Origin of the sequence: Candidatus Epulonipiscium viviparus (assembly GCF_000171335.1) — a bacterium.
Lineage (GTDB): Bacteria > Bacillota > Clostridia > Lachnospirales > Cellulosilyticaceae > Epulonipiscioides > Epulonipiscioides viviparus.
On the sequence record NZ_ABEQ01000001.3, the window covers coordinates 74,988 to 101,920 of the forward strand.

17 protein-coding genes are annotated in these 26,933 nt (G+C 40.9%); 9 read left to right on the plus strand and 8 right to left on the minus strand.

Annotation, left to right across the window (positions count from 1 at the left end):
• The first annotated feature begins 110 nt into the window (after positions 1–110).
• The 8 genes from EPU_RS00185 (at position 111) to citC (ending at position 10,098) form a co-directional block, all read left to right on the plus strand.
• Positions 111–1,373 carry an SLC13 family permease gene (locus EPU_RS00185; protein WP_029487693.1) on the plus strand — a complete coding sequence of 421 codons (1,263 nt, stop codon included), beginning with the start codon at positions 111–113 and terminating at the stop codon, positions 1,371–1,373.
• Between the two features lie 21 nt (positions 1,374–1,394).
• Positions 1,395–3,677, plus strand: coding sequence for a hydratase (locus EPU_RS00190; RefSeq protein ID WP_010165695.1), 2,283 nt, complete (start codon positions 1,395–1,397; stop codon positions 3,675–3,677).
• 69 nt (positions 3,678–3,746) lie between these two features.
• Complete coding sequence (locus EPU_RS00195; RefSeq protein ID WP_010165696.1) at positions 3,747–4,880, plus strand: 2-methylaconitate cis-trans isomerase PrpF family protein; 1,134 nt, start codon at positions 3,747–3,749, stop codon at positions 4,878–4,880.
• A gap of 82 nt (positions 4,881–4,962) precedes the next feature.
• The gene (gene citD, locus EPU_RS00200) at positions 4,963–5,262 is read left to right on the plus strand and encodes a citrate lyase acyl carrier protein (RefSeq protein WP_010165697.1); all 300 of its coding nucleotides are present in this window, start codon (positions 4,963–4,965) and stop codon (positions 5,260–5,262) included.
• A gap of 13 nt (positions 5,263–5,275) precedes the next feature.
• On the plus strand, positions 5,276–6,187 hold the full coding sequence (locus tag EPU_RS00205; protein ID WP_010165698.1) for an HpcH/HpaI aldolase/citrate lyase family protein: 912 nt from the start codon (positions 5,276–5,278) through the stop codon (positions 6,185–6,187).
• The gene (gene citF, locus EPU_RS00210) at positions 6,184–7,704 is read left to right on the plus strand and encodes a citrate lyase subunit alpha (RefSeq protein ID WP_010165699.1); all 1,521 of its coding nucleotides are present in this window, start codon (positions 6,184–6,186) and stop codon (positions 7,702–7,704) included. The genes EPU_RS00205 and citF overlap by 4 nt, the downstream gene beginning before the upstream one ends.
• A gap of 15 nt (positions 7,705–7,719) precedes the next feature.
• Positions 7,720–9,033: a citrate lyase holo-[acyl-carrier protein] synthase gene (citX, locus tag EPU_RS00215; RefSeq protein ID WP_044149047.1), complete on the plus strand. Its 1,314-nt coding sequence runs from the start codon at positions 7,720–7,722 to the stop codon at positions 9,031–9,033.
• A 60-nt stretch (positions 9,034–9,093) separates the two neighbouring features.
• On the plus strand, positions 9,094–10,098 hold the full coding sequence (gene citC / locus EPU_RS00220) for a [citrate (pro-3S)-lyase] ligase (protein ID WP_010165701.1): 1,005 nt from the start codon (positions 9,094–9,096) through the stop codon (positions 10,096–10,098).
• A gap of 233 nt (positions 10,099–10,331) precedes the next feature.
• Here citC and EPU_RS13350 read toward each other — a convergent pair whose 3' ends face one another.
• The 6 genes from EPU_RS13350 to EPU_RS12460 all read right to left on the minus strand — a co-directional run bounded on the left by EPU_RS13350 (position 10,332) and on the right by EPU_RS12460 (position 16,376).
• The gene (locus EPU_RS13350; RefSeq protein ID WP_010165702.1) at positions 10,332–10,481 is read right to left on the minus strand and encodes a hypothetical protein; all 150 of its coding nucleotides are present in this window, start codon (positions 10,479–10,481) and stop codon (positions 10,332–10,334) included.
• A gap of 15 nt (positions 10,482–10,496) precedes the next feature.
• Positions 10,497–11,465, minus strand: a complete 969-nt coding sequence (locus tag EPU_RS00230; protein WP_010165703.1) for an ABC transporter ATP-binding protein — start codon at positions 11,463–11,465, stop codon at positions 10,497–10,499.
• On the minus strand, positions 11,458–12,609 hold the full coding sequence (locus tag EPU_RS00235) for an ABC transporter ATP-binding protein (protein WP_010165704.1): 1,152 nt from the start codon (positions 12,607–12,609) through the stop codon (positions 11,458–11,460). Before EPU_RS00235 ends, EPU_RS00230 begins: the two co-directional genes overlap by 8 nt.
• Positions 12,610–12,619: 10 nt before the next feature.
• Positions 12,620–13,591 carry an ABC transporter permease gene (locus EPU_RS00240; protein ID WP_010165705.1) on the minus strand — a complete coding sequence of 324 codons (972 nt, stop codon included), beginning with the start codon at positions 13,589–13,591 and terminating at the stop codon, positions 12,620–12,622.
• 15 nt (positions 13,592–13,606) lie between these two features.
• Positions 13,607–14,575 carry an ABC transporter permease gene (locus EPU_RS00245; RefSeq protein WP_010165706.1) on the minus strand — a complete coding sequence of 323 codons (969 nt, stop codon included), beginning with the start codon at positions 14,573–14,575 and terminating at the stop codon, positions 13,607–13,609.
• Between the two features lie 121 nt (positions 14,576–14,696).
• Positions 14,697–16,376 carry an ABC transporter substrate-binding protein gene (locus EPU_RS12460; protein ID WP_010165707.1) on the minus strand — a complete coding sequence of 560 codons (1,680 nt, stop codon included), beginning with the start codon at positions 16,374–16,376 and terminating at the stop codon, positions 14,697–14,699.
• Positions 16,377–16,729: 353 nt separating this feature from the next.
• Between EPU_RS12460 and EPU_RS00255 the strand changes: the two genes are divergently transcribed.
• Complete coding sequence (locus EPU_RS00255; RefSeq protein WP_010165708.1) at positions 16,730–16,915, plus strand: hypothetical protein; 186 nt, start codon at positions 16,730–16,732, stop codon at positions 16,913–16,915.
• A gap of 43 nt (positions 16,916–16,958) precedes the next feature.
• Here EPU_RS00255 and EPU_RS00260 read toward each other — a convergent pair whose 3' ends face one another.
• Positions 16,959–22,457 carry an S-layer homology domain-containing protein gene (locus EPU_RS00260; protein ID WP_198006377.1) on the minus strand — a complete coding sequence of 1,833 codons (5,499 nt, stop codon included), beginning with the start codon at positions 22,455–22,457 and terminating at the stop codon, positions 16,959–16,961.
• Between the two features lie 454 nt (positions 22,458–22,911).
• The gene (locus tag EPU_RS12465) at positions 22,912–26,907 is read right to left on the minus strand and encodes a YadA family autotransporter adhesin (protein WP_052296430.1); all 3,996 of its coding nucleotides are present in this window, start codon (positions 26,905–26,907) and stop codon (positions 22,912–22,914) included.
• Positions 26,908–26,933 lie beyond the last annotated feature (26 nt).

Here is a 26,933-nt window from a genome sequence, read left to right on the forward strand (position 1 = left end):
TGAGATAATTTATGAGATGTTTTCAATAAATAAGAATAGGTATTTTAATTTTATTTTTACAAAAATAAATAAATTTAGTCCACTAAATTGTGGCAGAATGGAGAAAGAGTATGGCAGAATATTTTGATATTATATCGCTAGTATTTTTGGTAGTAACAATTACAGTCGGCTTCCTCAARAAAATGAATATCGGYCTYTTGGCAATCGGTATGTCGATCGTATTGGCTCAATTAGCTGGCTTTTCAAGTTCTCAGGTATATGCGGGGTTTGATGCAAAACTATTTACTCAGCTAGTGGGAGTTACGTACCTATTTGGTATTGCACAAGTAAATGGGACGATAGAGCTCCTGGTAAAGAAAACGTTGGCGCTGGTAGGAAACAAAAGCTTTTTGGTCCCTATCATATTATTTTTAACGTCGGGATTCTTTACTGCAATAGGGCCAGGAAATATTTCGATGGGTGCCTTGATGACTGTTGTTGCAATCACCATTGCAGTATATATGGGAAAAAATCCAATATTTTATGCCTTGGTAACCAAAGCTGCAACTAACGGATTCGGTCTTTCTCCTATCACTCCTGCTGGGATTATCAGTACCAACCTCGGAGAAGCTGCGGGGTTTTCGGGATTCGAAATGGGAGTCTTTTTAAACGTAATATTATGGGGTGTTGTTTGCTTTATAACTTTCGCATTGATATTTAGAAAATCAGATAAAGCGACTACCGCTAAAGTATTAAAAATGGAAGATCTCGAAGCGTTTACTAGACCACAAATTATAACAATTATCGGTATGGTAGTTATGGTATCTATGGTATTATTCTTGGGCATTGATGTTGGTTTGGCATCATTCTTTGTTGCTGCCATACTTAGCTTTATGGGAATTTGTAAAGAAAAAAGCGCGTTGGCAAAAGTACCTTGGGGCACATTGATGCTAATTTGCGGTGTTGGCTTGTTGATGAATCTTGTAAATCAATTGGGCGGAGTAGCGTTATTAACAGAAGCACTTCTATCTATTATGACCGAAAATACTGCAACACCAATTATTGCCGGAGTTAGCTCATTGCTATCTAGCGTAAGCTCAACATCGGGCGTTGTGTTGCCAACAATGTATCCAACATTAACAGGCATCGTGCAAGAGTTCCCAAGTTTAAGCTTTACAGAACTCGCAAGCTGTGTCGCATCAGGATCATTCTCATCAGCTTTTTCTCCAGCATCAACAGGTGGCGGACTAATCTTGGCAGCGTATGCAACAGCAACTAATAGCTCAGAAAATGAATTAAATAAAATATTCGGTAAATTATGCGTGATTGCAGTTGGTATCTCAATCTTAAATGTAGTTTTGGCTTGGCTTGGAATTTATTCTATTATAGGTTAATAATTAAGGAGATGATTAATAGTGGTAACATTGAAAAATGAGAAAGTATGGCTATATGATAATCACAAAGTGATTTTGGATTCTGAAAATAATGAACGCAACATTACACCCGAGCAAGCAAAAGCGGGTACAATGACAGCCGAAATATTTGCGACACATAATGAGTCGGGAACTGCAGATAACCTAAAACTGAAGTTTGATTCTTTAACATCACATGACTTAACGTATGTAGGGGTAATTCAAACGGCAAAAGCAAGCGGCTTAGAAAAATTTCCAGTGCCATACGTATTGACAAATTGCCATAATAGCTTATGTGCCGTTGGCGGTACACTCAATGATGACGACCACGTATTTGGCTTAACTGCAGCAAAGAAGTATGGCGGAATATCGGTGCCAGCCAATCAAGCGGTTATTCATCAATATATGCGTGAGATGATGGCAGGATGTGGAAAAATGGTTTTGGGAACTGATAGCCACACGAGATACGGCGCTTTAGGATGCATGGGTATTGGCGAAGGCGGCGGAGAGGTCGTAAAGCAACTACTAAGCAATACCTATGATATGAAATCTCCGGAAGTTATAATGATATATTTAGAAGGCAAGCTGCGACCAGGTGTAGGTCCACAAGACGTATCGCTAGCTATTATTCGAGAGGTCTTTGCAAATGGGTTCCTAAAAAATAAGGTTATGGAATTTGTAGGGCCAGGAGTGAATGGGCTGTCAATGGACTTTAGAAATGGCATCGACATTATGACAACGGAGACAACTTGCTTATCTTCTATATGGATCACCGATGAAAAGGTGCAAGAGTATTATCAGATACATCAAAGACCAGAAGAGTATAAAGAGCTAAAGCCTCAAAATGTTGCCCTATATGACGGAATGGTACACATCGATTTATCAAAAGTGGAGTGTATGATCGCACTGCCATTTCACCCGAGCAATGCGTATACAATTAAAGAGCTGCAAGAAAATTTAGATGAGATATTGGAGAAAACTGAAAAAGCCGCGCAGAAGCAAATTAGTAATCCAAACTTAAAATTAAACTTACGCTCAAAAGTAAAAGATGGTCATTTGTATGTTGATCAGGCAGAAATTGCGGGCTGCGCAGGTGGAATGTATGAAAATATACAAGCAGCGAAACAAATATTACAAGGATGCGAATTGACAAGCGAGTATTTTGCATTAAATATTTATCCAGCGAGTACTCCAATATATTCAAAAATGTTAGACGACGGAAGCGCAAAAGCTTTGACACAATCAGGAGCAATCATTAAACCTGCGTTTTGTGGYCCATGTTTTGGCGCAGGAGATGTTCCGGCTCATGACTCGTTGTCTATTAGGCATACAACCAGAAACTTCCCAAATCGTGAAGGATCTAAGCCTGGCGATGGACAATTGGCGTCGGTCGCATTGATGGATGCGCGAAGCATAGCTGCAACAGCATTGAATGGCGGAAGATTGACTGCTGCAACAGAACTTGATTTTACCGAGCCAGAAGTAACTTATACTTTTGATCCACTTCCATACAAACGTGTATATAATGGATTTCAATCTCCACAAGCAAAGGAAGCCTTAAAACTTGGACCAAATATTACAGAGTGGCCAGAAATGGTAGCGCTAAAAGATGACATTCTATTAAAAGTCGCATCAGTAATAAAAGATGATGTTACAACAACCGATGAGTTGATACCATCTGGTGACGCATCGACGTATCGATCTAATCCTAAGAAGATGTCTGAATTTACATTATCTAGACGTGATCCACAATACGTTAGTACTGCAAAAGAAATGCTAGAACTCGAAGAAGAAAGAAGATTGGTCGAGAAAAATTCCAAAACGACGCTAACAAGTGAATTGATCGAGCTAATATCGAAAGTTGCACCAGAAAAAGATATGTCAACATTCGTGAAAAATACAGGATTTGGCAGTGTAGTATATGCAGTAAAGCCAGGCGACGGCTCGGCACGTGAGCAAGCAGCATCTTGCCAGAAGGTATTGGGCGGGCTTGCCAACATTGCGGTTGAATATGCCACTAAGCGTTACCGTTCAAACTTAGTAAACTGGGGAATCTTGCCGTTTACAGCAGATAAGAGTGTTATGGATCAGCTAAATAGAAATGACTATATATACATCAAAGATATCAGAACTCAGCTGCAAAACAATGTGAAAACAAGCGACGCAATAGTTATTAGTGAAGACGGCACAACTAAAACGATAAAATTATATTTAAATGATATAGCACCAGAAGAGAAAGAAGTACTACTAGAAGGTTCGTTGATTAATTTTTATAAGAACGTTTAATATATCAAATCCCTCGCTGCTACTGGTGAGGGATCAAAAATATTTATAAAAAATGGAGGAGTATTAAATATGAATAAAATCGAATGTGTAATTTTTAGAGGCGGAACAAGTAAGGGTGTATTTATTTTGGAAGATAAGTTGCCAAAAGATAAAGAGCTTTGGGACGGAATCTTACTATCGCTGATGGGAAGCCCAGATAAATTGCAAATAGATGGATTAGGCGGAGCGACGTCTACCACTAGCAAGGTTGCTATAATATCAAAATCAGACAACCCGGATTGGGACGTTAATTATACATTTGCGCAAGTATCGATCGACAAAGCTTTGATATCATATAAGGGAAATTGTGGAAATATTTCTTCTGCAGTAGGTCCATATGCAATAGAAAAGGGTTTGGTAGATCCGGTAGACGGCGAGACTGTCGTGCGTATATATAACACCAATACCAACAAAGTGATTTACTCTCATGTGCAAACGCCAAATAAAGAAGTAAGCTATGAGGGAGACTTTCAAATAGCCGGAGTTCCGGGATCATCTAGCGTTGTAAAGTTGGCGTTTAAAGATCCTGCGGGGTCTATGACCGGAAAACTCCTTCCGACTGGCAATGCGGTAGATACTTTGGAAATACCAAACTATAAGCCAGTAGAAGTATCGTTGGTAGACTCTTCAAATCCGTTGGTCTTTATCAAAGCATCTGATGTTGGATTAAAAGGAACAGAGCTTCCAGCAGATATAGACAAAGATCCAGCAATGCTAAATCTTTTAGAAACTATAAGAGGAGTGGCGGCAGTAAAGCTTGGGTTTATTGCAGATTATAAAGAATCGGCTGAGAAAAGTCCGGGAGTGCCAAAGCTGACTATTGTTTCTGAAGCGGCAGACTATGTAACATCTCAGGGAGAAGAAATTAAGGCAGAGAGCATGGATATTTTAGGAAGAATGATGTCTATGCAATTAACTCACAAAACATATGCACTAACTGGAGCGCTCTGTACTGCTACAGCTGCAAATATCGAGGGATCTGTTGTAAATAAAGTGGTACGAAAAGGATTTGATCCTGCAAGCATTACGATAGCGCATCCGGGTGGGTTGATGCAAAACGGCGTGGAATGCGTTATAAATTCAAACAACGAAATTGAAGTACCGTGGGTATATGGCTACAGAACTGCGAGATACATCATGGATGGCGTCGCTTTTTATAGATAAGATTTATAGATAAGATCAAAATGCCTCATCTCTAGTTTTTTATATAGGGATGAGTTAATTAAAATATTGGAGGTGTTAGGTTATGGAAGCAATGAAACTGCAAGAAACTGCTGCAGCAGGAACTTTAGAATCGAGTGACATACAAATTATTATTGAACCAGCCAAAGCGGGATCGGGAATCAAATTGGACCTACAGAGTGCAGTGATGGCTCAATTTGGAGAGCAAATAGAGGCAGTAATTTTGGAGACGATAAAAAATCTTGGAGTTGCAGATGCCAAAGTTTTTGCTAACGACAAAGGGGCAATAGACGCGGTAATAATAAGCAGAGTGCAAACCGCAATATATCGTAGTGCTAAAACTAGTACGTATAAATGGTTTTAAGGGGGGGAATCAAATGAAGCTAAGACGTTCGATGTTATTTTTACCAGCAAACAATCCGGGGCTAATTAGAGATGTTCATATTTATAAACCAGATTCGGTGATGTTTGATTTAGAAGATGCGATAGCGATGAGTGAAAAAGACGCAGCTAGAATATTGATACATAATATGCTAAAAGCTTTAAAGGATATTTATCAAGAATTAGAAATCGAAACAGTAGTTCGAATTAACGCATTGACAACTAAATTTTGGGAGCAAGATTTAGCTGCAGTGGTGAGTGCAGGAGTGGACATGGTAAGAATCCCCATGACAGAGCATCCGGAAGATGTAATAACGGCTTCTGATTATATATCACAAATTGAAAAGCAATGCGGAAGAGAAGAAGGTTCGACCAAAATTATGGTAGCAATTGAAACGGCTCTGGGAGTAATGAACAGCTTTGAAATTGCAAAAACTAAGTATAAAACCGATCGGTTGGTTGCGATGGCATTAAGCGCCGAAGACTTTGTTACCAGTATGAAAACATCTAGATCGATTTCGGGAGAAGAGTTGTTTACGGCCAGAGGAATGATTGCCATGGCGGCGAGAGCGTGCGACCTTGAGGTGTTAGATACGGTATATACCGACATTAACAATGACGAAGGATTTTTGAAGGAGGCCAACCTAATTAAGACCATGGGATTTGGTGGAAAGTCTTTGATACATCCAAAACAAGTTGAATTAATTCATAGCGTATTTACTCCAACAGAAACAGAAATAATTAAGGCTCAAAAAATTATTAGGGCTACCAACAAAGCTGCAGCGCAAAATTTGGGCGTGTTTACCGTTGATGGCAAAATGGTTGATGGGCCAATAATTGAGAGAGCAAGACGAGTGATTCAATTGGCAATGGCAACAAACCTAATAAGTGAGGAGGATGCGCAATGAGCAGGGTAAACAAAAAATTGTTGAAACAGATTAAGGGCTACGGATCACGAAAGCCATATAAAAATCCATATACTGCGTTAAACATTAATAAGAAGGAAGATATACGAAGAAATAAAGTGGTAGATTCATTGAAAGAAGCGATACAAAAAAGCGGGTTATCTGATGGAATGACAATATCTTTTTGCCATCATTTTAGAGATGGGGATAAGTTACTGATGCAAACGATAGAGGTTATTGCTAGCCTCGGTATTAAAGATTTGCGAATAGCAGCAAGTTCGCTAACATCTGCTCACGACGGGCTTATAGCATATATAGAATCTGGTGTGGTCACGAGATTAGAAACAAGCGGCATTCGCTCCAAGCTTGCAAAAGCAGTTTCAGAAGGAATTATGGGCGATAAGCCTGTTGTAATTCGTTCGCATGGTGGGCGTGCCCGAGCAATTGCAGAGGGTGACGTTAAAATTGATGTGGCATTTATAGGAGCGCCGTCAGCAGACTGTATGGGCAATGCCAACGGTGTAAACGGCAAGTCTCCGTGCGGGGCTATGGGATATGCCATGGTGGACGCCGCGCATGCAGCAAAAGTGATTGTTGTAACCGACTGCTTAGTGCCGTACCCAAACTTTCCTCAAAGTATTATTCAAACTCAGGTTGATTATGTAGTAGTAGTCGATGAGATAGGCGATCCAAAAGGCATAATGACTGGCGCAACAAGAGCTGTTAGCAATCCCAAAGAGCTTCTTATGGCCAAAAATGTTGTGGAGGTTATGAAAGCTTCGGGACTATTTGTAGATGGATTTTCAATGCAAACTGGCTCGGGAGGCGCATCGTTGGCAGTCAACAAATTTATTAAGGATGAGCTGGTTAAGCAAGACATAAAAATAAGTTATGCATTAGGTGGATTAACATCCGCAATGTGTGAAATACTAGAAGAAGGATTAGTTCACAAGGTTCTCGATACACAGTCATTTGACCAAGTGGCAGGAGAATCGTTAAAAAATAATATCAATCACATTGAGATTAGCGCTGATTATTACGCATCGATTGGAAACAAATCCGCGGCAGTTGATAAGCTAGACTTTGTGGTGCTCTCCGCATTAGAGATAGATAAGGACTTTAATGTAAACGTAATATCTGGATCAGACGGCATAATCCGTGCGGCATCAGGAGGGCATAGCGACACTGCAGCTATGGCAAAAGTTGCAATAATAGTTGCACCACTAACTCGCGGAAGGATTGCAACCATTATAGATAAAGTAACTACAATAGTAACCCCAGGAGATACAATCGATGTAGTAGTAACAGATTATGGAACTATCGTAAATCCAAAGCGCAGTGACTTAATCGAAAAATTTAAGAAGCAAAACATAAAGTTACTTACAATGGAAAGGGCTCGTGAGCTAGCAACAAAACTGGTTGGCACGCCGGCACCTATCGAGTTTGATGACCAAATCGTTGCAGTTGTGGAATATAGAGACGGCTCGATTATAGATGTAATTAGGAAAAGCAAAGCATAAGAGAGGTAGATATGTATGATAGAAGAATTTTTGTATGCTAGAGAACAGAGAGTAGCGCATCAGAATGAGTTGTGTAGCCAGCATCCGCAAAAGACGTTGGTTACTTTGAAAATCAATTATCCCGGTTTAGAAAAAAGCAACTATATAAATGACAGTATAATAAAAGCTTTGGCTGCAGAAATTTTATCGTACTATCCAGAAATAGTCTATCACGAAAGTTATGAAAGCTTGGAAGGGCTCATTTATCACTTTATATTTGATGCCTCGCTAACGGCAACAAAAGAAGAGATGGTATCGCTGGAAGAAAATCATCAATTGGGTCGTTTGGTAGATATAGACGTATATAATTTGGGAGCTGCTATATCTCGCAAAGACCTGGGGCTGCCGGTRAGAAAGTGTTTTATCTGYARCAACGATGCTCACATATGCTCTAGGGCAAGAACTCATGGCATCGACGCAATAGCCTCTCATTTCAGATGCGCATATGCCGATTACGCATCGACCACGGCAGAAATTACAAAGATAGCTGAAGAATTGGCAATGCTCGCAACAAAGGCTATCGTGTGTGAAGTATCAACATACCCATCGTTTGGCTTGGTATCTCCAGTATCGAACGGTGCGCATACCGACATGGATTACTACATGTTTTTGGATAGTGCCATGGCGATAAAACCGTTTTTGAAAAAAATGGCAATAATGGGATATAGTTTTCATAGCCCGTTGCGTATTTTCAACGCTATACGTACTGTAGGAAAGGCGGCAGAAGCAGCGATGTTTGCAGCAACAGGCGGCGTTAATACTCATAAGGGAGTAATATTTTTGATGGGTATTTGCATTAGCGCAGTAGCAAAAAATAAGTTTGGAGAAACTGAAAGTGTTAGCGAAATCATTGAATCTATGACGCAAAATATACTGTATGACTTTGAAAATTTGCAGGATAAAGCGGAGCTAACGCACGGAGAACAGTTATACGTTCGATATGGATTTACAGGTGTTCGAGGGCAAGTCAAAGATGGGTTGAAAGTAATTTTTGAATATATTGTTCCGAAATACAAAAATAGTGAGCTGCCAAAAAGGGAACTGTATTGCCAAATTTTAATTGAGTTGATGGCTTTGGTAGACGATAGTACAGTTGTGTATCGGCATAATTTTGATATGTTGAAGAAGGTTAAACAAGATGCGCAAACAATTTTGGCTGCAGGAGGAATAAGTACAAAAGAAGGCTTGACACTTGTGGAGAAAATAGGTGCGGAATATATAGCAAACAGAGTGAGTTCTGGCGGATGCGCTGACTTGCTTAGCATTAGTATTTTTATTTTAGCAGTGTAGATATGACGTTTTTATTATATTGCAGTAGTGTGATATAAATATCATGAAAGGGTGACCGACGTGTATTATAGTGAGAGTATTGAGGAGATTTTTACAAAGCGAGAAAAAGTAGAGGTAACATATTTTTTAGAGAAGTTTGGGTTACAATATGGAGATGTAGAAGACACGATTGTTATACGCGACAATAATCAGATTATTGCAACCTGTTCAAGAGCACAGAATGTGTTAAAATGTTTTGCCATAGCAGAAGAATACCAAGGGTTAGGACTCACTAATACGTTAATTTCTCACATGACGCAAAAATTATACGCTGAGGGGATTTACCACCATTTTATATTTACAAAACCAGACAATGTAGAGATCTTTGCAAGCTTAGGATATAGGCATATTTCTTCTACCAGCAAGGTTGCATTGCTAGAAATAGGAAATAACAGCATTGTATCGGCTCTAGATCAATTAAAAGATGACTATCATATAGATACCTCCAAAGAATATGCGGCAATTGTAATGAACTGTAATCCATTTACGTTAGGACATAAATATCTCATAGAACAAGCTAGCCTCGAAAATGAGAATGTAATAGTATTCATTGTAGAAGAGGACAAATCAGCCTTTAAATTTAGAGATCGAATAGAGTTAGTTCGTCAGGGTGTTAAAGAGTTTGGCAACGTTGTTGTTTTGCCGGCCAGTAAATATATTATTTCACAAGCAACGTTTCCGACATACTTCATTAAACAAAATGATGATGCGACAGCGATATATACCGAACTTGACTGCAGCATATTTGGCAAATATTTTGTGAATGCCTTAAACATCAAGAAGCGATACGTTGGCAATGAACCGAATTGCAATTTAACCAGTAGCTACAACGACACGATGAAAAAGGTACTGCCTAGTTATGGGATAGATGTACGAGTGGTCAATCGCAAAGAAATTAATGCGACTCCTATTAGTGCAACAGAGGTTCGAAAATTGTTAGATCAACACGAGTTTGAAAAAATCAAAGCGTTGGTTCCGAATACCACGTACAACTTTTTACTAGCCGATATGAAGATATCAGCATAAACTACATAAGCCACCTTGCTTACACTAGAAGGCGGCTTTTTTGCGTTTAATTTATGTACTTCCTTTCAGTGTGATTTGTACAGACTGATTATATAGTTTAGATTTTATATCTGTCAAGAAAAAAGTGTTGTTGTAATTATATTATTATGCTTCATATGAAGTAATATCTCATGGAGAGTTTGAAATAACAAAAAAGCCGCCTCCTATAAAACCCGGAGACGACTTGCGATAGCCTATAACCAAAGATAATCAATAAAAAGAAATGCTAAGAAGAATGCTACAAAAAACACCGATGCAATGGGAAGAATTGTGGAATACATTGCCATTATGATTGCCTTTTGCTCTTTCCAAGTTAGATCCATTAACTGAGGTTCTTTTTTCATAGACTCCATCCTTTCTTAATCGTATAAATGACACGCAACATAGTGGTCGTTATCATGCTTTTTATATTCCGGCATAACTGTCTTGCATTTCTCCATGCATTGCCTACATCTGGTGTGAAACTTACATCCGGCTGGAGGGTTTGCAGGAGATGGAATATCCCCTTCTAATATAATTCGGCTCATCTTTACGGTGGGGTCTGGTGTAGGTATAGCGCTAAATAGCGACTTTGTATATGGGTGCATTGGGTTTTGGAATATCTCTTTTGTTGATGCCTTCTCCACCAAATTTCCCAAATACATCACGCCAACTTCGTTTGATATATGCTCCACAACACTCAAATCATGCGATATAAATACGTAACTGAGCCCCTTGGTTTTCTGCAAATCCATTAGAAGGTTGATGATTTGCGCTTGGACCGATACATCTAATGCCGAGACTGGTTCGTCGCAAACTATAAGTTTAGGCTTTAAAGCAACTGCACGGGCTATGCATATTCGCTGCCGTTGACCACCCGAAAACTCATGTGGATAACGATCTATTTGGTGATCTTGGAGCCCGCATTCCCTCATTATTTCCATGACATAGCTGCGCAAAGCCTTTTCCGGAACAATCTTATGCTCTCTTACTGCCTCTCCGATTATTTCTCCAACAGGCATCTTGGGGCTTAGCGAACTATACGGATCCTGAAAAATAATTTGAATTTCTGGCCGAATCTCTCGTAATTGTTGATCGGTTAACGCAAACACGTCTTTACCATCAAAAATGACCTGGCCACCATTGTTGCTGTGTAATCGCAGTAAAGTTTTGCCAACCGTGGTTTTGCCGCAGCCCGACTCACCTACCAATCCAAATGTCGATCCGCGTGCAACTTCAAATGAAATCCCATCAACAGCTTTTACATGCCCAACCACCCTTTGTAGCAAACCACCTCGTATATCATAATACTTCTTTAAGTTTTCAACTTTTAATATTGGTTCACTCATCGGCAACCTCCTTTGCATTATCGTATAAATGGCAAGCAACTTTGTGATAACTGCTAAGTTGCTTCAGTTCGGGTATGTCGCCATGACACGCTGCGCTAACTCTATCGCAACGATCTTTAAAAAAGCAATGGTTGGGTAAATTGATCGAATTTGGTACCGATCCAGGAATGGAATACAGTCTGTCAACGTTTTGATTGACAACAGGCTTACTTTTAATTAGCCCAATTGTATATGGATGCTTGGGACTTAGAAACACTTCTTCTGCAGTCCCTTGCTCGACGATTTTGCCCGCATACATAACTACAACAAAATCTGCCATTTCGGCTACAACGCCTAAGTCATGCGTGATAAGCAAAATACTCGCATCGATTTTAGATTTTAATTCTCGTAGAAGATCTAATACTTGCGCTTGAATCGTGACGTCTAACGCAGTTGTTGGCTCATCGGCTATTATCAACCTCGGATTACAGCAAAGAGACATGGCGATCATTACACGCTGACGCATCCCGCCCGAAAGCTCATGAGGAAAACATTTATATATTCCTTCAGCTCGCGCAATTCCAACGAGCTCTAACATTTTTATAGTTTGTGCTTTAACATCGGCTTTCTTTATATCTGGTCTATGCAGTAATATTGCTTCATCGATTTGCGCGCCAATTCTAAACACAGGATTGAGGCTGGTCATGGGTTCTTGAAAAATCATCGAAATTTCGTTGCCTCGAATTGTTTGCATTAGAGAAATGGGCGCTTTTACAATATTGATTGGGCCAGATGGTCTGTTGTATCGAATTTCGCCTTCTGTAATTTGCCCAACAGGTGCCGTTACCAACTTCATTATAGACAAGCTCGTTACCGACTTTCCGCAACCAGATTCACCAACCAAAGCTACCGTTTTGCCTTGCGGTATTTCGAGCGTTACGCCATTTACTGATTTTGCAATTCCTATATCTGTATAAAAATACGTGTGTAAATTATCAATTTCTAATATATTGTCAGGATTTTTCATAGTTGTCGCATATTCTTCGGGCTGAATATCTTTGCGTTTTTTTTCGGCTTCAAATTTTTTTATCACAATTTTATTGTTCCGAGAAATTTCTCTCATTTGATGTCTGGCTTCTCTTTTCAGTGCTGTTTTTTTAAACACTAGCAAACACCTACCTTTTCATTTTAGGGTCAAATGCGTCGCGCAGTCCATCTCCAACAAAGTTAAATCCTAGCACTGTTGTAAGAATAAATAATCCTGGTGGAAGCCACATAAATATATATTCTCTTAGAATGATAGGGTCTTTTACAATATTTACCATGTTACCCCAAGATGCATATGGAAATGGCACGCCGATTCCCAAATAGCTATACGCAGCTTCGGTTAAAATAACGCCGCCCATCCCCATGGTTGCAACAACAATAAGTTGAGGCATAACGTTGGGTACCAAATGCTTGATAATTTTTCTAGATGGACGAATTCCTGTCGCTTCTGTTGCAATCATAAATTCTTGTTCACGCAAACTCAAGATTTGACCACGAACGAGCCTGGCGACACTGGCCCAGCCCATAAGCCCCATAACAAGGGTTAGCCAATAAATTTTTTGCTCTTGTGGTACTTTATAAGCTAGCAAGAGTGAACTAATTATTAACATTATTGGAAGTGTTGGCAAACAATATATTACATCAACGAGACGCATTATTAGGTTGTCAATTTTTCCTCCAAAATATCCAGCAATTCCGCCTAAAGTTACGCCAAGTGTAAGTTGAAAGAACACTACAACAAATCCGATAGTAAGTGAAATTCTTCCGCCATACATAAGTCGTGTAAAAATATCTCGGCCATCTTTGTCTGTACCACACCAGTGAAGCTCTGAAGGTGCCTGCTTATTTGCGATGACAACGCCAGGTGCAGCGGGGTTATAGCCTTGCAAATTTTCGGTACTAAACTCCACCCCGTCTGTTGCTGTATAAAAAATTGTATATTCCCCATAAGGAGAAAATAATGGTCCAATAAACGAAAATATAAACATACCAACCAATATAATAACGCCAACGATAGCAAGTTTATTGCGCAAGAAGCGTTTAGTAACCAACTGACCGGGCGTAACTACTTTTTCTAAATTTATGCTTTCCTTTGCCATATTACTCCCTCCTTATTATTTTAAGCGTACACGTGGGTCGACAACGCCATAAAGGACGTCTGATACAAGCGTTCCGATAAGAGTCAATGTTGCCATAAATAAAGTAGAGCCCATTATATATGGAACGTCTCCGCTACGAAGCGCGGTCAATGCTGTGTTCCCAACACCATCGATTCCAAAGATTCCCTCTGTAATCATCGCTCCTGCAAATAACCCTGGGATCATTCCTCCTAAAATGGTAACTATTGGAATTAACGTATTTCTAAACGCATGTTTATATACAACTGTATTTTCGCTAAGTCCTTTTGCTCGTGCAGTTCTAATGTAATCTTCGTTTAACACTTCTAGCATGTTCGTGCGGCAATATCTCATAAGTCCACCGATTCCTAAAACGGTAAGAACCATAACAGGTAGAACAAAGTGTTTTGCCATATCTAAAATTAACGCAAATCCTTCATAGTCCATACGCGCGGTTTCCATTCCAGAGAGAGGGAGAATGCCAAGCCATTGAGCAAATATTCTTTGTAAGATAGCTGCAAAGAAAAAGCTCGGAAGACTCATTCCCATCAATGCGACGGTGGTGACCGCATAATCTGTTTTGCTATATTTTTTAGTAGCAGAAATTACGCCTAACGGTATGGCTATTAGTATTTGCAAAATATAAGCTGGGAAAGACATCCAAAAAGAGTACCACATTTTGCTACTAATCACTTCTGCGACAGGCTTTTTCTCAACAAAAGAAGTTCCCAAATCGCCTTGAACAACGCCGCTGATCCATTTGGCGTAACCCTCTGGAATGCTATCATTTAGTCCATAAAGTTCGTTTAGGTTATCAATCATCTCTTGCGTCACTTCAGGATTTCCGTTTGTGATTGTCGATACATAATCTACAGGAGCGCTTCTAATCAAACAGTAGATGATAACAGAAACACCCAACAAGATGCCAAACCCGATACCAACACGTCTCACAATATATTGCCACATAACTTCTCCCCCTTTTTATATTACTTATTAATGCAGCAATTCAAATCACAGCATATGCTATAAGCTGAAGTGCCGCATCAACAATAAGGGCCACGGAATCAAACCGTGACCACTACAAAATTTATTTGACCATCTCTATATTTTGAAGCTCACTGTAGAAATTGTAATACGGAGTCATATCATCAGTAAGCGAATCTATATTAATCATTTCTGGGTTAAACACATACATATTTTTACGCTGATAAATAGGCATTTCCACTGCTTGATCCATTATAATATCCAAGGCTTGTTGATACAAATTTGTTCGAACTGCGACGTCGTTTGTGGAGCGTGCATCTACTATTATTTTGTCTAAGTCATCATTAAATATGGAGTAGTGATTTGATGGTCCTGTTGAGTGATATATTTGATACATATCGGGATCGGCTGTAGACCCCCAAGCTGCCACCCACATATCCCAGCCTTTTTGATTGAGAACATCGAAGAACAGAGAGCCGTCGGTATCCGCTATTTCTAGAACTGCCCCCATGGCTTCTAAGTCGCTCTTCATTTGAGTTAAAACAGGTGCAGTTGGGTGATCCATCGTTCCGCCACCTGGAATCCCCACTTCTATACGCAGTTGTTTTCCATCTTTAACCAATTTTCCGCCTACTTCAGTATAACCTGCGGCCACGAAATATTCTTTTGCCTTCGCTACATCGTAACCATAATATTCTGTGGCATCTTGCGGATATGCCCAAGACACGGTGGACATCGGGCGTTCTATCACAGTAGCCAAGTCGCCGTAATATGATTCAACTGCAGGAGCACGATTCATAAGATGCATCAAACCTTTACGTACATTAATATCTGGTACACGCTCGGCATTGATTCCAATATAGCCATAGCCCAAGTTGTCTACTAGTTCATAGTGTAATCCCGCTTCTTCGACATTGGCAACCATCTCTGGAGATGCTGATGGATCGGATAAATCCACCTGCTGGCTTCTAACGGCCTCAAACATATTTGCTTGATCTATTACCTGAAACTTCAACTTGTCTAATTTAGGTGCACCAAAGAAATAGTTTGGATTGTTTACTAAGTTAACAACGTTGTTTGCAAAGCTGTCAAAAATAAATGGCCCTGCACCCAACGGAGCTTCGTTTTTAAGTTTTACTCCTGATAAATCGCCTTTTTTGAAAGTGGTTCCATAATAGTGTTCTGGTGTTACAGATATAGCAAACTTGTAAATAGCTGCAGGGTCGATGCCATCAATGGTAACTTGAACAGTTTTGTCGTCTAATTTTTTGATACCCGCAATTTCAGTTGCGTCGCCATCTTTATAGTCTGCAAGGCCCACAATAGGCAACGTGTTTAGCGTCGACATTCCGTCATAAGTTGGATCTAGTAGTACCAAAAAATTGAACATCACATCGTCCGCAGTCATAGGCTCGCCATCGCTAAATTTGATGCCGTCTTGTAATGTAAAAGTATATACAGTTTGTAGGTCGCCAGAATCTGTCGTTGTTTCTTCTATATTAAAAGTTGCGGCTTCTGGAACAACTTGTCCCAAGCGATCTTGCCCCAACAATCCCATATGCACACGACCATTAATGACGTCGTCATACGCAGTAGTATAGAAGAAAGGGCTAAATACTCCGTTTAAGTCACCAACAGCAAAAACGCTAGTTCCAAACGCTCCAGATTCAGTTGCATCTGTATTTGGTGTCGCATCTTCGGAGCCACCACAACCTATTAAAGCAATAGTAGAAAATCCAGCAATCAGAGATAGTGTTGTAATTTTTTTTGAAAATTTTATCATAGTAATCTCTCCTTTTTTGTTTAGTGACTTATATGAATTATATGGCTCTTTCAAAAGTTGTAGCATTTATGTAAATATATAATAACACTTAGTTAATTGTTTTGCAATATGATATTTTTGGTAAAAAGTACTTGCGTTTAAAGCTAAACCCAAATATGCGCATGCTAATTCTAYAAAAAAACAGAATTATTACATAATTTATTGGTCATTATTTTAAATTGCTGCTAACAAAAAATACATAATCAATATTTTAATGTAAAAACTAGTAGCAAACGAAAAAAAWTTTATAAGTTTGGTTGAAAATCGAATTTTGTGGCAATATTATTTATAACGATTGTGAAGGTGGAATGAAGATGAACCCATTTAAGATAAACCTATTTAAAAATAAACGACAAAATACACGATCAAACGAGAAGCCAGAATTTGTGACTTTGGGATCGCAATTAAATGAAGATAAAATTAAACAAGATTATGATTTCTTTAACCACTATTTTGATGCGCAGCTTATTGATTTGTACAACTATCAGAAACTAAAATAGTCTGTGCTAATATGCAACAGACCAGATCTCGTTCTTATCGTTTTTAATTATTTAACGAACTCAATTTGCTGATGGCAAAGGCAACCTCTGCTCTAGTAGCATACTCAGTAGGCTCAAGCTTGTGATCTCGACCCAACAAAATTTCGTTATTTATAGCCCATTTTACTGCTAATAGAGCCCAGCTACTCACGTCGTTTGCATCTGCGTAGCCCGAAATATCCGCCAACTGTGTAGTAAAAATATTCGCCGTCTTGGCAAAATTAAATAGCACCACTGCTAGTTGCTCTCGCGAAATGTTACAGTCTGGACGAAAAGTCCCGTCGGCATAGCCGCTGTAAATTCCCGAATCGACCGCCCATTTTATCGCATATGCATATTCCTCATCCGATCCAATATCGCTAAATGTCTCAACATCGCTCATATTATCTGAATGCTCCAAATCGGCAAACGCATACATCACTGTAGCAAAAGATGCTCGAGATATTGGCGATAAAGGGGCGTTTATATTCACGAATGAATTGCTCATATTTGTAGTTGCTACTTCCTCGAGRGCACCATTATCTAATGCAACAGCCACCCCATYCGCAATTTCTGAAGTATTTGATTGACAGTTTGCCAAGTAAGTTTGTTGCTCGAATTTTGCAATTGCATTTTTTAGAGCCAATACTTCTCCTTCAACCACGGCCTCGCTTTTGGGTGAGGCAATTACCGCTTCTGCTATAGCGATCGCCTTCTCCAATTCCTGATGCGCGTCATGGCAATGCGTATCCTGATCGAGTACGCGGYTTTTTGTCGCAACAGCGTTCGCAACCTCGGTTATAAGCGGCGTCGCATCAACAGAAGCTCCAACTTGTAATGTATTTTCAAACAGCGCAATTGCATTTTTTAGAGCCAATACTTCTCCTTCAACCACGGCCTCGCTTTTGGGTGAGGCAATTACCGCTTCTGCTATAGCGATCGCCTTCTCCAATTCCTGATGCGCGTCATGGCAATGCGTATCCTGATCGAGTRCGCGGCTTTTTGTCGCAACAGCGTTCGCAACCTCGGTTATAAGCGGCGTCGCATCAACAAAAGCTCCCACTTGTAATGTATTTTCAAACAGCGCAATTGCATTTTTTAGAGCCAATACTTCTCCTTCAACCACGGCCTCGCTTTTGGGTGAAGCAATTACCGCTTCTGCTATAGCGATCGCCTTCTCCAATTCCTGATGCGCGTCATGGCAATGCGTATCCTGATCGAGTGCGCGRCTTTTTATCGCAACAGCGTTCGCAACTTCGGTTATAAGCGGCGTCGCATCAACAAAAGCTCCAACTTGTAGTCTACTTTCAAACATCGTAATTGCRTTTTGAAGCATCAACAAAGCGGCTTCAATTAAGCCCTCATTTTTGGAATTGTGAACAACTGCGGATGCGGCAGCGATGGAGTCTGTAAGCTTTGCCATTTGCCGCGGATCAACAAACTTGACACCTTTAGTGATTTGATCAGGAGCGTTTTCAGATACTACGATACTATCTCGAAGCGTCTTTGCTTTTCTGATCTCGGTCTGAAGAACTGCCTTATCGATAAATGTGCCCACTTGAACTTCACTCTCAAATACAGCCGTGGCAGATTGTAGTGATTCGATCGTGGTCGCAATTAGTTGATTGGGGGTTGCGAAATCATTTTTTTTTTCGATTTCCTTTGCAACACTTTTGGCCTCGGCTATTGCTGTATCTAAATTTTTCATCTTCTGATTAGAGATAAATTTTACACCAATAGCAACTTCAGAAAATTCACGGTTGTCAATCTGTACATCATTTTTGACCAAAGTAGTTTTTCCGATTTGGGCAATTAAATTTGACGTATCCACAAATTCTCCGGTTTGGATTGCCTCTTTAAAATTGGCAACGGCTTGGTCTAAATTGTATGCTACACTATCGACTTCTGCAGTGTTTTTGGGCGATATCAATGTCGACTCTGCCTTCGCAATGGCTTTTTCCAAATTTTTCATATCGGCGCCGCGTACAAAAGGTACACCAAAATCGATCTCTTCTTTATTACTATCTCTAACCAAGATCCAGTCATCTGCAAATTTAGCCGCCTCAATGCTTGCCACCAAATTTGCTAATTCTAAAAAACGGCCGACTTTCACCTCTCTTTCAAAAACTTTGATAGCTTTGGCAAGTGTTGCCGTAGCCTTTGTAACGTCAGAATCGCTTTCGGAGTTTTCAACAGCCCACCGAGCAGCCCCTATGGCATCGGCGAAAGTTTGCATTTGCGTCGTCGAGACAAATTTTGTGCCATGAGCAATTCCRCCAGCCGATTTATCAGTTGCCAATATTCCCGCCATCGCTTGGTGAGCTTCCTTAATTTTAGCAGTCAAAGCACTGGTATTAACTAYAGAAACAAACGTCCCCTGTTTGATCAAATCTTGAAAAATATCTACGGCAGATTTTAAATCGATTGTCGCGATAGCCACGGTGCGATCATTTTCAGGATTTTCTACGACTTCGTTAGCTCTGGCAATCGCAGTGTCCAAAGCCATCATTTCTTGAAGCGATACAAACGAAATTCCCTTTGCAATGCTGGAAGAATCTTTGTCGACTGCAACAATGCCAATCCTTGCATCGTTAGCTTTTTCGATAGCTTTTAGAAGAGTAGACGTATCGACGAACGTCCCATGCTTTGCGGCGGCTTTGAATGTATCATAAGCAAATTCTAAGCTGGCTTGAGCGGCCGCAATTTCGGCAACAGAAGCAGGATTCTTAGCAACTTTGCGAGCAGAATCAAGAGCAATATTAATGGCCGTCAAATCATTTGGAGTAACGAATAACACACCTTTATCGACCTTGTTTGCTGGCTTGTCAATCACTCCAATATTTTTACTAAGCTGAGTGATTTCTTTTATCTGGTCCCACAGCTGCGATGTATCCATCAGTCCAACTTTGGTGAGATTTTTGAACGTAATAGTCGCATCAGAAAGCTTTGCGATTTCGTCATCTACTGCAGAAAGGCTAGGCGGGGAATCGGCAATATCGCGTGCCGAAAAAATTGCGTTATCCAAAGCTTCGAGCTCAGCTGGGGTTACAAACCAGATTCCTTTGTAGACTTCTGCAGCTTGTTTGTCAATAATTTCCAAATCGACTTTTGCTTCGAGCGCGGCGTTAATGGCATATTCAAGAGGCATAACATCGATAAATGTCCCCACCTTGATGCTATTTTGTAAGTTTTTCATGGCTCGATGAATGTCGGTCAAAGCGGAACCCACCATTTCAAGATCGAGAGGTGCCGCGGCAATTGAGCGAACCCTTGACAAAACTGCATCAAAATTTTCGTACTGTTTGCCGTTTATAAATTTGAGACCTTGACGCACGTTTTCCTCTTTTTCATTATCAACAACGACAACCTCGCCTAACATTGCCTCAAAATCTACGATGGCTTCCTTAAGCGCTTCAACGTCCACAAGAGATCCAGTCTGAATAGAATTTTTAAACTTAACTACGGCAAGCTGCAACTCAATTACTTCGTTGGCAACGAGCTTTGGAGTTACGATGTCCTTGCTCATAACCGAAACGGCATTTGGAGCAGAGGCCAAATCCGCTACAACTTCAGGTGTGAGCATCGCAGAAACTGCACAYTCGGCTTCTGCAAAATTTGGTATCAACGGAGCTATAAATTTGTCATTTGCAGACTCGGTAAATATCACATATTGATCTTCCTCGAACACAGCCATAGTTGGAATGGGCTCAGAAATTTGCAATTTAACTCGTTCGACCATATGCTGAGCTTTCGCAATATCTTTATCAAATGCGGCCGAGTCGGCAGTGGAAACAAATCGAATGCCCTTTGGCACTTCAGTCGCATTTGCGTCGATAATTTTTATTCCAAACTTAACGGTCTGCGCACGATCAATTTCGGCGATCAACGGTGCCGCGTCAACGAAAGATCCTATTTCCAATGCATCAGAAAACTCGGCTATAGCTTGTCTCAAATTTGAAATTGCAGTAGATACAAGCATCGGGGTTATAACATTATCAACATTTCCAGCATCCGCAATTCCAATAATTTCATCGGCAGCGGCCATAGATTTTTCAAACATCGCGAAAACATCAGGATCAACGAAGCGAGTTCCTTGAAGCACTTTTGTCGCCTCGGCACGCATCGGCTTAACATCGGTCACTGCCCGACGCGCATTTTTTATCTCATCTCGAAGTTTGGTCGTATCCACAAAAGTTCCGGTTTGGATAGATTTACCAAAGGAATTCGTCTCTTGGCGAAGGCTATCAACCGATTGCGCAACGATAGCCGTGGTGATRGCGTTTTGTGACTTTTGCGCTTCMTCCACGATCGCTTGAGCGGCCGCTATATTGGCAGAYAATTCTTTAGCTTGTACCAACGGAGCAAACCTAACTCCCTGAGCAACTTCTTCTGCAGAATTATCTATGATGGCAATATCAGCCTGTAAATCTTGGGCAATTTCAATTTGCTTTCTCAAAGAGCTGGTATCTACAAAAGTTCCTATTTGAATTGAGTTCTCAAATTTTTCGACGGCATCGATTAAATTTTCAACAGCATCTACTTCGACATCGGATTCCACTTCTAGTATGCTTATAGCTTTGGCTGCTGTTATAGAAGCATCTAAAGTCGCAAAGGCCGTGCTAGAAACGAATCGAATTCCGAAAGGTACTTTGTCGGCAGTTGCATCGATAACTTCTACATCATCTCGAGCGATGATCGCTTGCTCAATCTGTTCCGATAATGACCTAAGATTTTCGTACTTGCCGTGTCGAATTGCTTTGTTGTAAGTTTTTATAGCCTTCTGTAGATTTGCAGTGGCAATAGAAACGGTCTGAGCCGTCACCGTGTTTTCGGAATTGCCTTCAGCGACGGTGCTGATTATTGCGCGCGCTGCAGCTAAATTGTCATTGAGCTTTTTGGCAGCAGCAGACGAGATGAACGCAGTGCCTTTTGGTATCTCAGATTCGGTAGCATCTCTAACGGTAATGCCAACCTGGCTGGCAAGTGCGTTATCTATGGCTGCCACAAGTTTGGACGTATCAATCAAAGTGCCTTCCAAAATTTTGTCGCTGAAATTGATTGTGGCTTCGCGTAAATTAAATATCATCGACGCGATGTCGACGTCTGTTTCCTCTTCGGCCTTTATAGAATCAACAAATGCCTGAACTTTTTCTATAATGGTATCATACTCTTGTGCAGCCTGAAATGAAACAAATCGAATCCCCTGATCGACCAAAGTTGGGTCTTCTGTCATAATAATAACGTTTTTACGAATATCTAACGCATCGGCTAGGGCATCCTCCAGTTCCGCAAGATCCACGCTTTCCTGAATTGCTGTGCTCAAAGCATCAAAGGTATTGCTAATAATAGGAATCTGAAATTCTGGCTCTGGAATTTGGCTAAATTCAAAAAACTCCATCAATTTGGTTTGTTTGGCAGTCTTTTTCGAATTGGTCGCGACCTCCAAATCAGCATAGGGCTCCTCAATAATCGGAATCTCAAATGACGGCTCTGGGATATCAATGTCTGCTAATACTTCGGGCATACTGAAAAATAACTCCTTTGTAGATTGATTTATCTCACTTTCAGAAACAGTCGTGTCTTCTAAATCACTTCTCACTGTTGCTTGTATGTACGAGGGGAAGTAATTTGTGTATGTCATGGATGCTAATAGAAGAGAAATTACTTTTTGTGAGTTCATTATATATGTTGCTACGATTTGCAGTAGCTCCTCCTTATTAAATTTATGCTTATGATGTTCATATTCTAATATATCTACACAAAAATCTAAGTGAAAATAGTAGACTCACGCTCTGTCAGATTTCATCTTTGGTAATAAAACAACGAAAAATCTCTATGAACATGGGCTATCTAAGAGACTTTTGGCGACAAGGCAACTTCCGATGACAAGAGCTGTAAGCTACGTATTCACTGTTAGTATGCTCAGATTTTGGCATATTATACCTAATATTTCGTAAATACTTCCATAAATATTTTTTCTAACAATTTTCTCGACCATTAAATTGAACTGGAATGCTTATCGTTATCACATCTGCAGCTGGCACATCAATATCCGATATGACAAGCATTGAATCGCAATAATCTACCGTAGCTTCAAATTCGTCGCCCGCCAAATCGGTGATGGTTATTTCTCCATTTAAAACAAATCCCTCAACAAATTTATTCGAAATCGTCACATTGTTAATCGTTGGAGCGTAAATCGGAAAGCTGGCCGTTCCCAAATTTGGTGACGCAAGACTTATGATATATTCGAACTCGTTTTGCGCCGCCGTCGTTATTGAAAATTCCGAGCTAAGTCTAATAGGCAATGCTTCTTCGTCAGATTTACCCTGGATTTGCAACGTGATACTAGGCTTAAACTGTTGCGTTATCGACGTCGTTTTGGGAAGTTCCATAACCGTCACTTGATTCGCAGTTTCGGGAATCGCCGACGCGGCAGTGACCCGATTTGCGGTATCTTTTTCGTTCAATATGGCTCGCAACTTTTGTGCAGCAATCTGAGACCCACCCTCCGCAATCGATTTCTCCACCACTGCGTGTAATTTTTCTATCGAAACTTCCGACAGTCCACCAGCTGCTTTGATTATAGATTGTAATTTTTTTACTGAGCTATCAGACACACCGGCACTTTTCGGCGTTCCAGACGGCAAAAATTTTTCTGTAGCCGAAGACGCAATTTTAAAACTTTCGATCGGTGACGCATTTTTTAAACTAGTAGCTGCTAATGATGTCTTTAATTTCTCTGCCAACGAGGACGAGCTAAATAATTCATCAGTTAATGCCGTCTTCAAGGCCGGGTTGGATGCCGAAAGTGCCTCTGTGACAATGGTTTTAAGAAGCTCTTGCAAAGGAACATCTGGCGCGCTCGTTGCGTTAGCTGATGTAGCTGTTGAGTTTGCCGATTGAGAATTCACGGATGTAGCTGTTGAGTTTGCCGATCGTGCGTTCGCTGATGTAGCTGTTGAGTTTGCCGATCGTGCGTTCGCTGATGTAGCTGTTGAGTTTGCCGATCGTGAGTCTGCTGATGCATATGGCGAGTTTGCCGATGATGCGTTAGCTGATGTAGCTGTTGAGTTTGCCGATGGTGCGTTCACGGATGTAGCTGTTGAGTTTGCCGATTGAGAATTCGCTGATGTAGCTGTTGAGTTTGCCGATGATGCGTTAGCTGATGTAGCTGTTGAGTTTGCCGATCGTGAGTCTGCTGATGTAGCTGGCGAGGTTGCCGATAGAGAATTCGCTGATGTAGCTGTTGAGTTTGCCGATAGAGAATTCGCCGATGTAGCTGTTGAGTTTGCCGATGATGCGTTAGCTGATGTAGCTGTTGAGTTTGCCGATGATGCGTTAGCTGATGTAGCTGGCGAGTTTGCCGATCGTGAGTCTGCTGATGTAGTTTGCGAGTTTGCCGATAGAGAATTCGCTGATGTAGCTGTTGAGTTTGCCGATGATGCGTTCACTGATGCCGCTGGCGAGTTTGCCGATTGAGAATTCGCTGATGTAGCTGTTGAGTTTGCCGATCGTGAGTCTGCTGATGTAGTTTGCGAGTTTGCCGATGATGCGTTAGCAGATGTAGCTGTTGAGTTTGCCGATCGTGAGTCTGCTGATGTAGCTGGCGAGGTTGCCGATAGAGAATTCGCGGATGTAGCTGGCGAGTTTGCCGGTTGAAAATTCGCTGATGTAGCTGTTGAGTTTGCCGATCGTGAGTTCGCTGATGTAGCTGGCGAGGTTGCCGATCGTGAGTCTGCTGATGCATATGGCGAGTTTGCCGCTTGAGAATTCGCGGATGTAGCTGTTGAGTTTGCCGATCGTGAGTCTGCTGATGTAGCTGGCGAGGTTGCCGATAGAGAATTCGCTGATGTAGCTGTTGAGTTTGCCGATAGAGAATTCGCTGATGCATATGGCGAGTTTGCCGATTGAGAATTCGCTGATGTAGTTTGCGAGGTTGCCGATCGTGAGTCTGCTGATGTAGCTGGCGCAGTTGCCGATGATGCGTTCGCTGATGTAGCTGGCGCAGTTGCCGATCGTGAGTCTGCTGATGCATATGGCGAGTTTGCCGATGATGCGTTCACGGATGTAGCTGGCGCAGTTGCCGATGATGTGTTAGCTGATGTAGCTGTTGAGTTTGCCGATTGAGAATTCGCTGATGTAGCTGTTGAGTTTGCCGATTGAGAATTCGCTGATGTAGCTGTTGAGTTTGCCGATCGTGAATCTGCTGATGTAGCTGTTGAGTTTGTCGATTGAGAATTCGCTGATGCATATGGCGAGTTTGCCGATAGAGAATTCGCTGATGTAGCTAGTGAGTTTGCCGATGATGCGTTAGCTGATGTAGCTGTTGAGTTTGCCGATTGAGAATTCGCTGATGTAGCTGTTGAGTTTGCCGATAGAGAATTCGCTGATGTAGCTGTTGAGTTTGCCGATAGAGAATTCGCTGATGTAGCTGTTGAGTTTGCCGATCGTGAGTCTGCGGATGTAGCTGTTGAGTTTGCCGATTGAGAATTCGCGGATGTAGCTGGTGAGTTTGCCGATTGAGAATTCGCTGATGTAGCTGGCGCAGTTGTCGATGATGCGTTCGCTGATGTAGCTGTTGAGTTTGCCGATTGAGAATTCGCTGATGTAGCTGTTGAGTTTGCCGATCGAGAATTCGCAGATGTAGCTGTTGAGTTTGCCGATCGAGAATTCGCAGATGTAGCTGTTGAGTTTGCCGATCGTGAGTTCGCTGATGTAGTTTGCGAGGTTGCCGATAGAGAATTCGCTGATGCATCTGGCGAGTTTGCCGATCGTGAGTTCGTTGATACAGCTGTTGAGTTTGCCGATGATGCGTTAGCTGATGTAGCTGTTGAGTTTGCCGATTGAGAATTCGCTGATGTAACTGGCGAGTTTGCCGATCGTGAGTCTGTTGATGTAGTTTGCGAGGTTGTAGCTGTCGATCGAGAATTCGTTGATTCATATGGTAAATTTGCTGCTACAGATTGAGGATATGCCGAATTATATGGCGAATTTGCTGATGTAGATGGCAGATTTTCAGTGTCAGGTGATTCAGATTGCGCAGCTTGTTGCATCATCTTTTTGAAGTTTTCAAGCGAGAGATCACTCATATTTGCTAATGCAACGTCCAACGGTAGGGTTATTTCGGACGATGATTTATYCATATTCGCTAATACGGCCTCTAGCGATGGATTGGCTGGTGTATAATTTAGGGACCTATTTCCTTGCGCCATAGCTTCTTTAAAATTTTTTAGCGGAAGAGTATTTTTTAGAATATCTGCCGGAGAATTGATGCTTTTCATTAATGGAGTATCGACTGTATACGCTTCGAACGTGTTGGCTTCTTTGTTGGACGGCTTGGCTGAATTTGTAATTTTGATGCTTTCGGTCGACGAAGCATAGAGAAAGTCTTCTGAACTTACTATATAATTTTCTTGGTGTGCAGAATATTTATAATTATTTGTTGAATAATTTTGAGACGTGATTTCGACGGTTTTTGTGGTAGTCGCATCTGCAATCTTGATGCTTTCGGATGTAATTTCGATGTTGTCATCTTCRTCTGCTGCAAGTAAATTATGCGTTGCGTCGGTTACGGTGTTGTCAAAATGATCTGCAGAGGTTCTTTGCTCATCGATTAGTTCGAAGGCTTCTATCTGCATGGTGTTTACTATTCTGTTGTGCATATTATATGGATCGCGGGTGCTATACATCAGATGAAATACTTCAGATTTCGGAAGAGCTTGAATAACCAAATTGAATCCGATTGGCGTAAATGCGTGTATCGATGGAATATTGCTCCAAATTTGATCTATAATGTCTATTGCAGTTGTATGGATTCTCAGTTGAATATTTTTGAGTGATTTTCCAGAAATATTTTTAATATACACATTGCTAAACTTTCCGGCAGAGGTCGATGAAACATTTTGAGTCATTATAAGCATGGGCTCTGTGGAATCGTAATTCAAAGTTGAGGATAATGGTATTGAATGCATAGGTGATAGTCCTTTCTATATAAGAT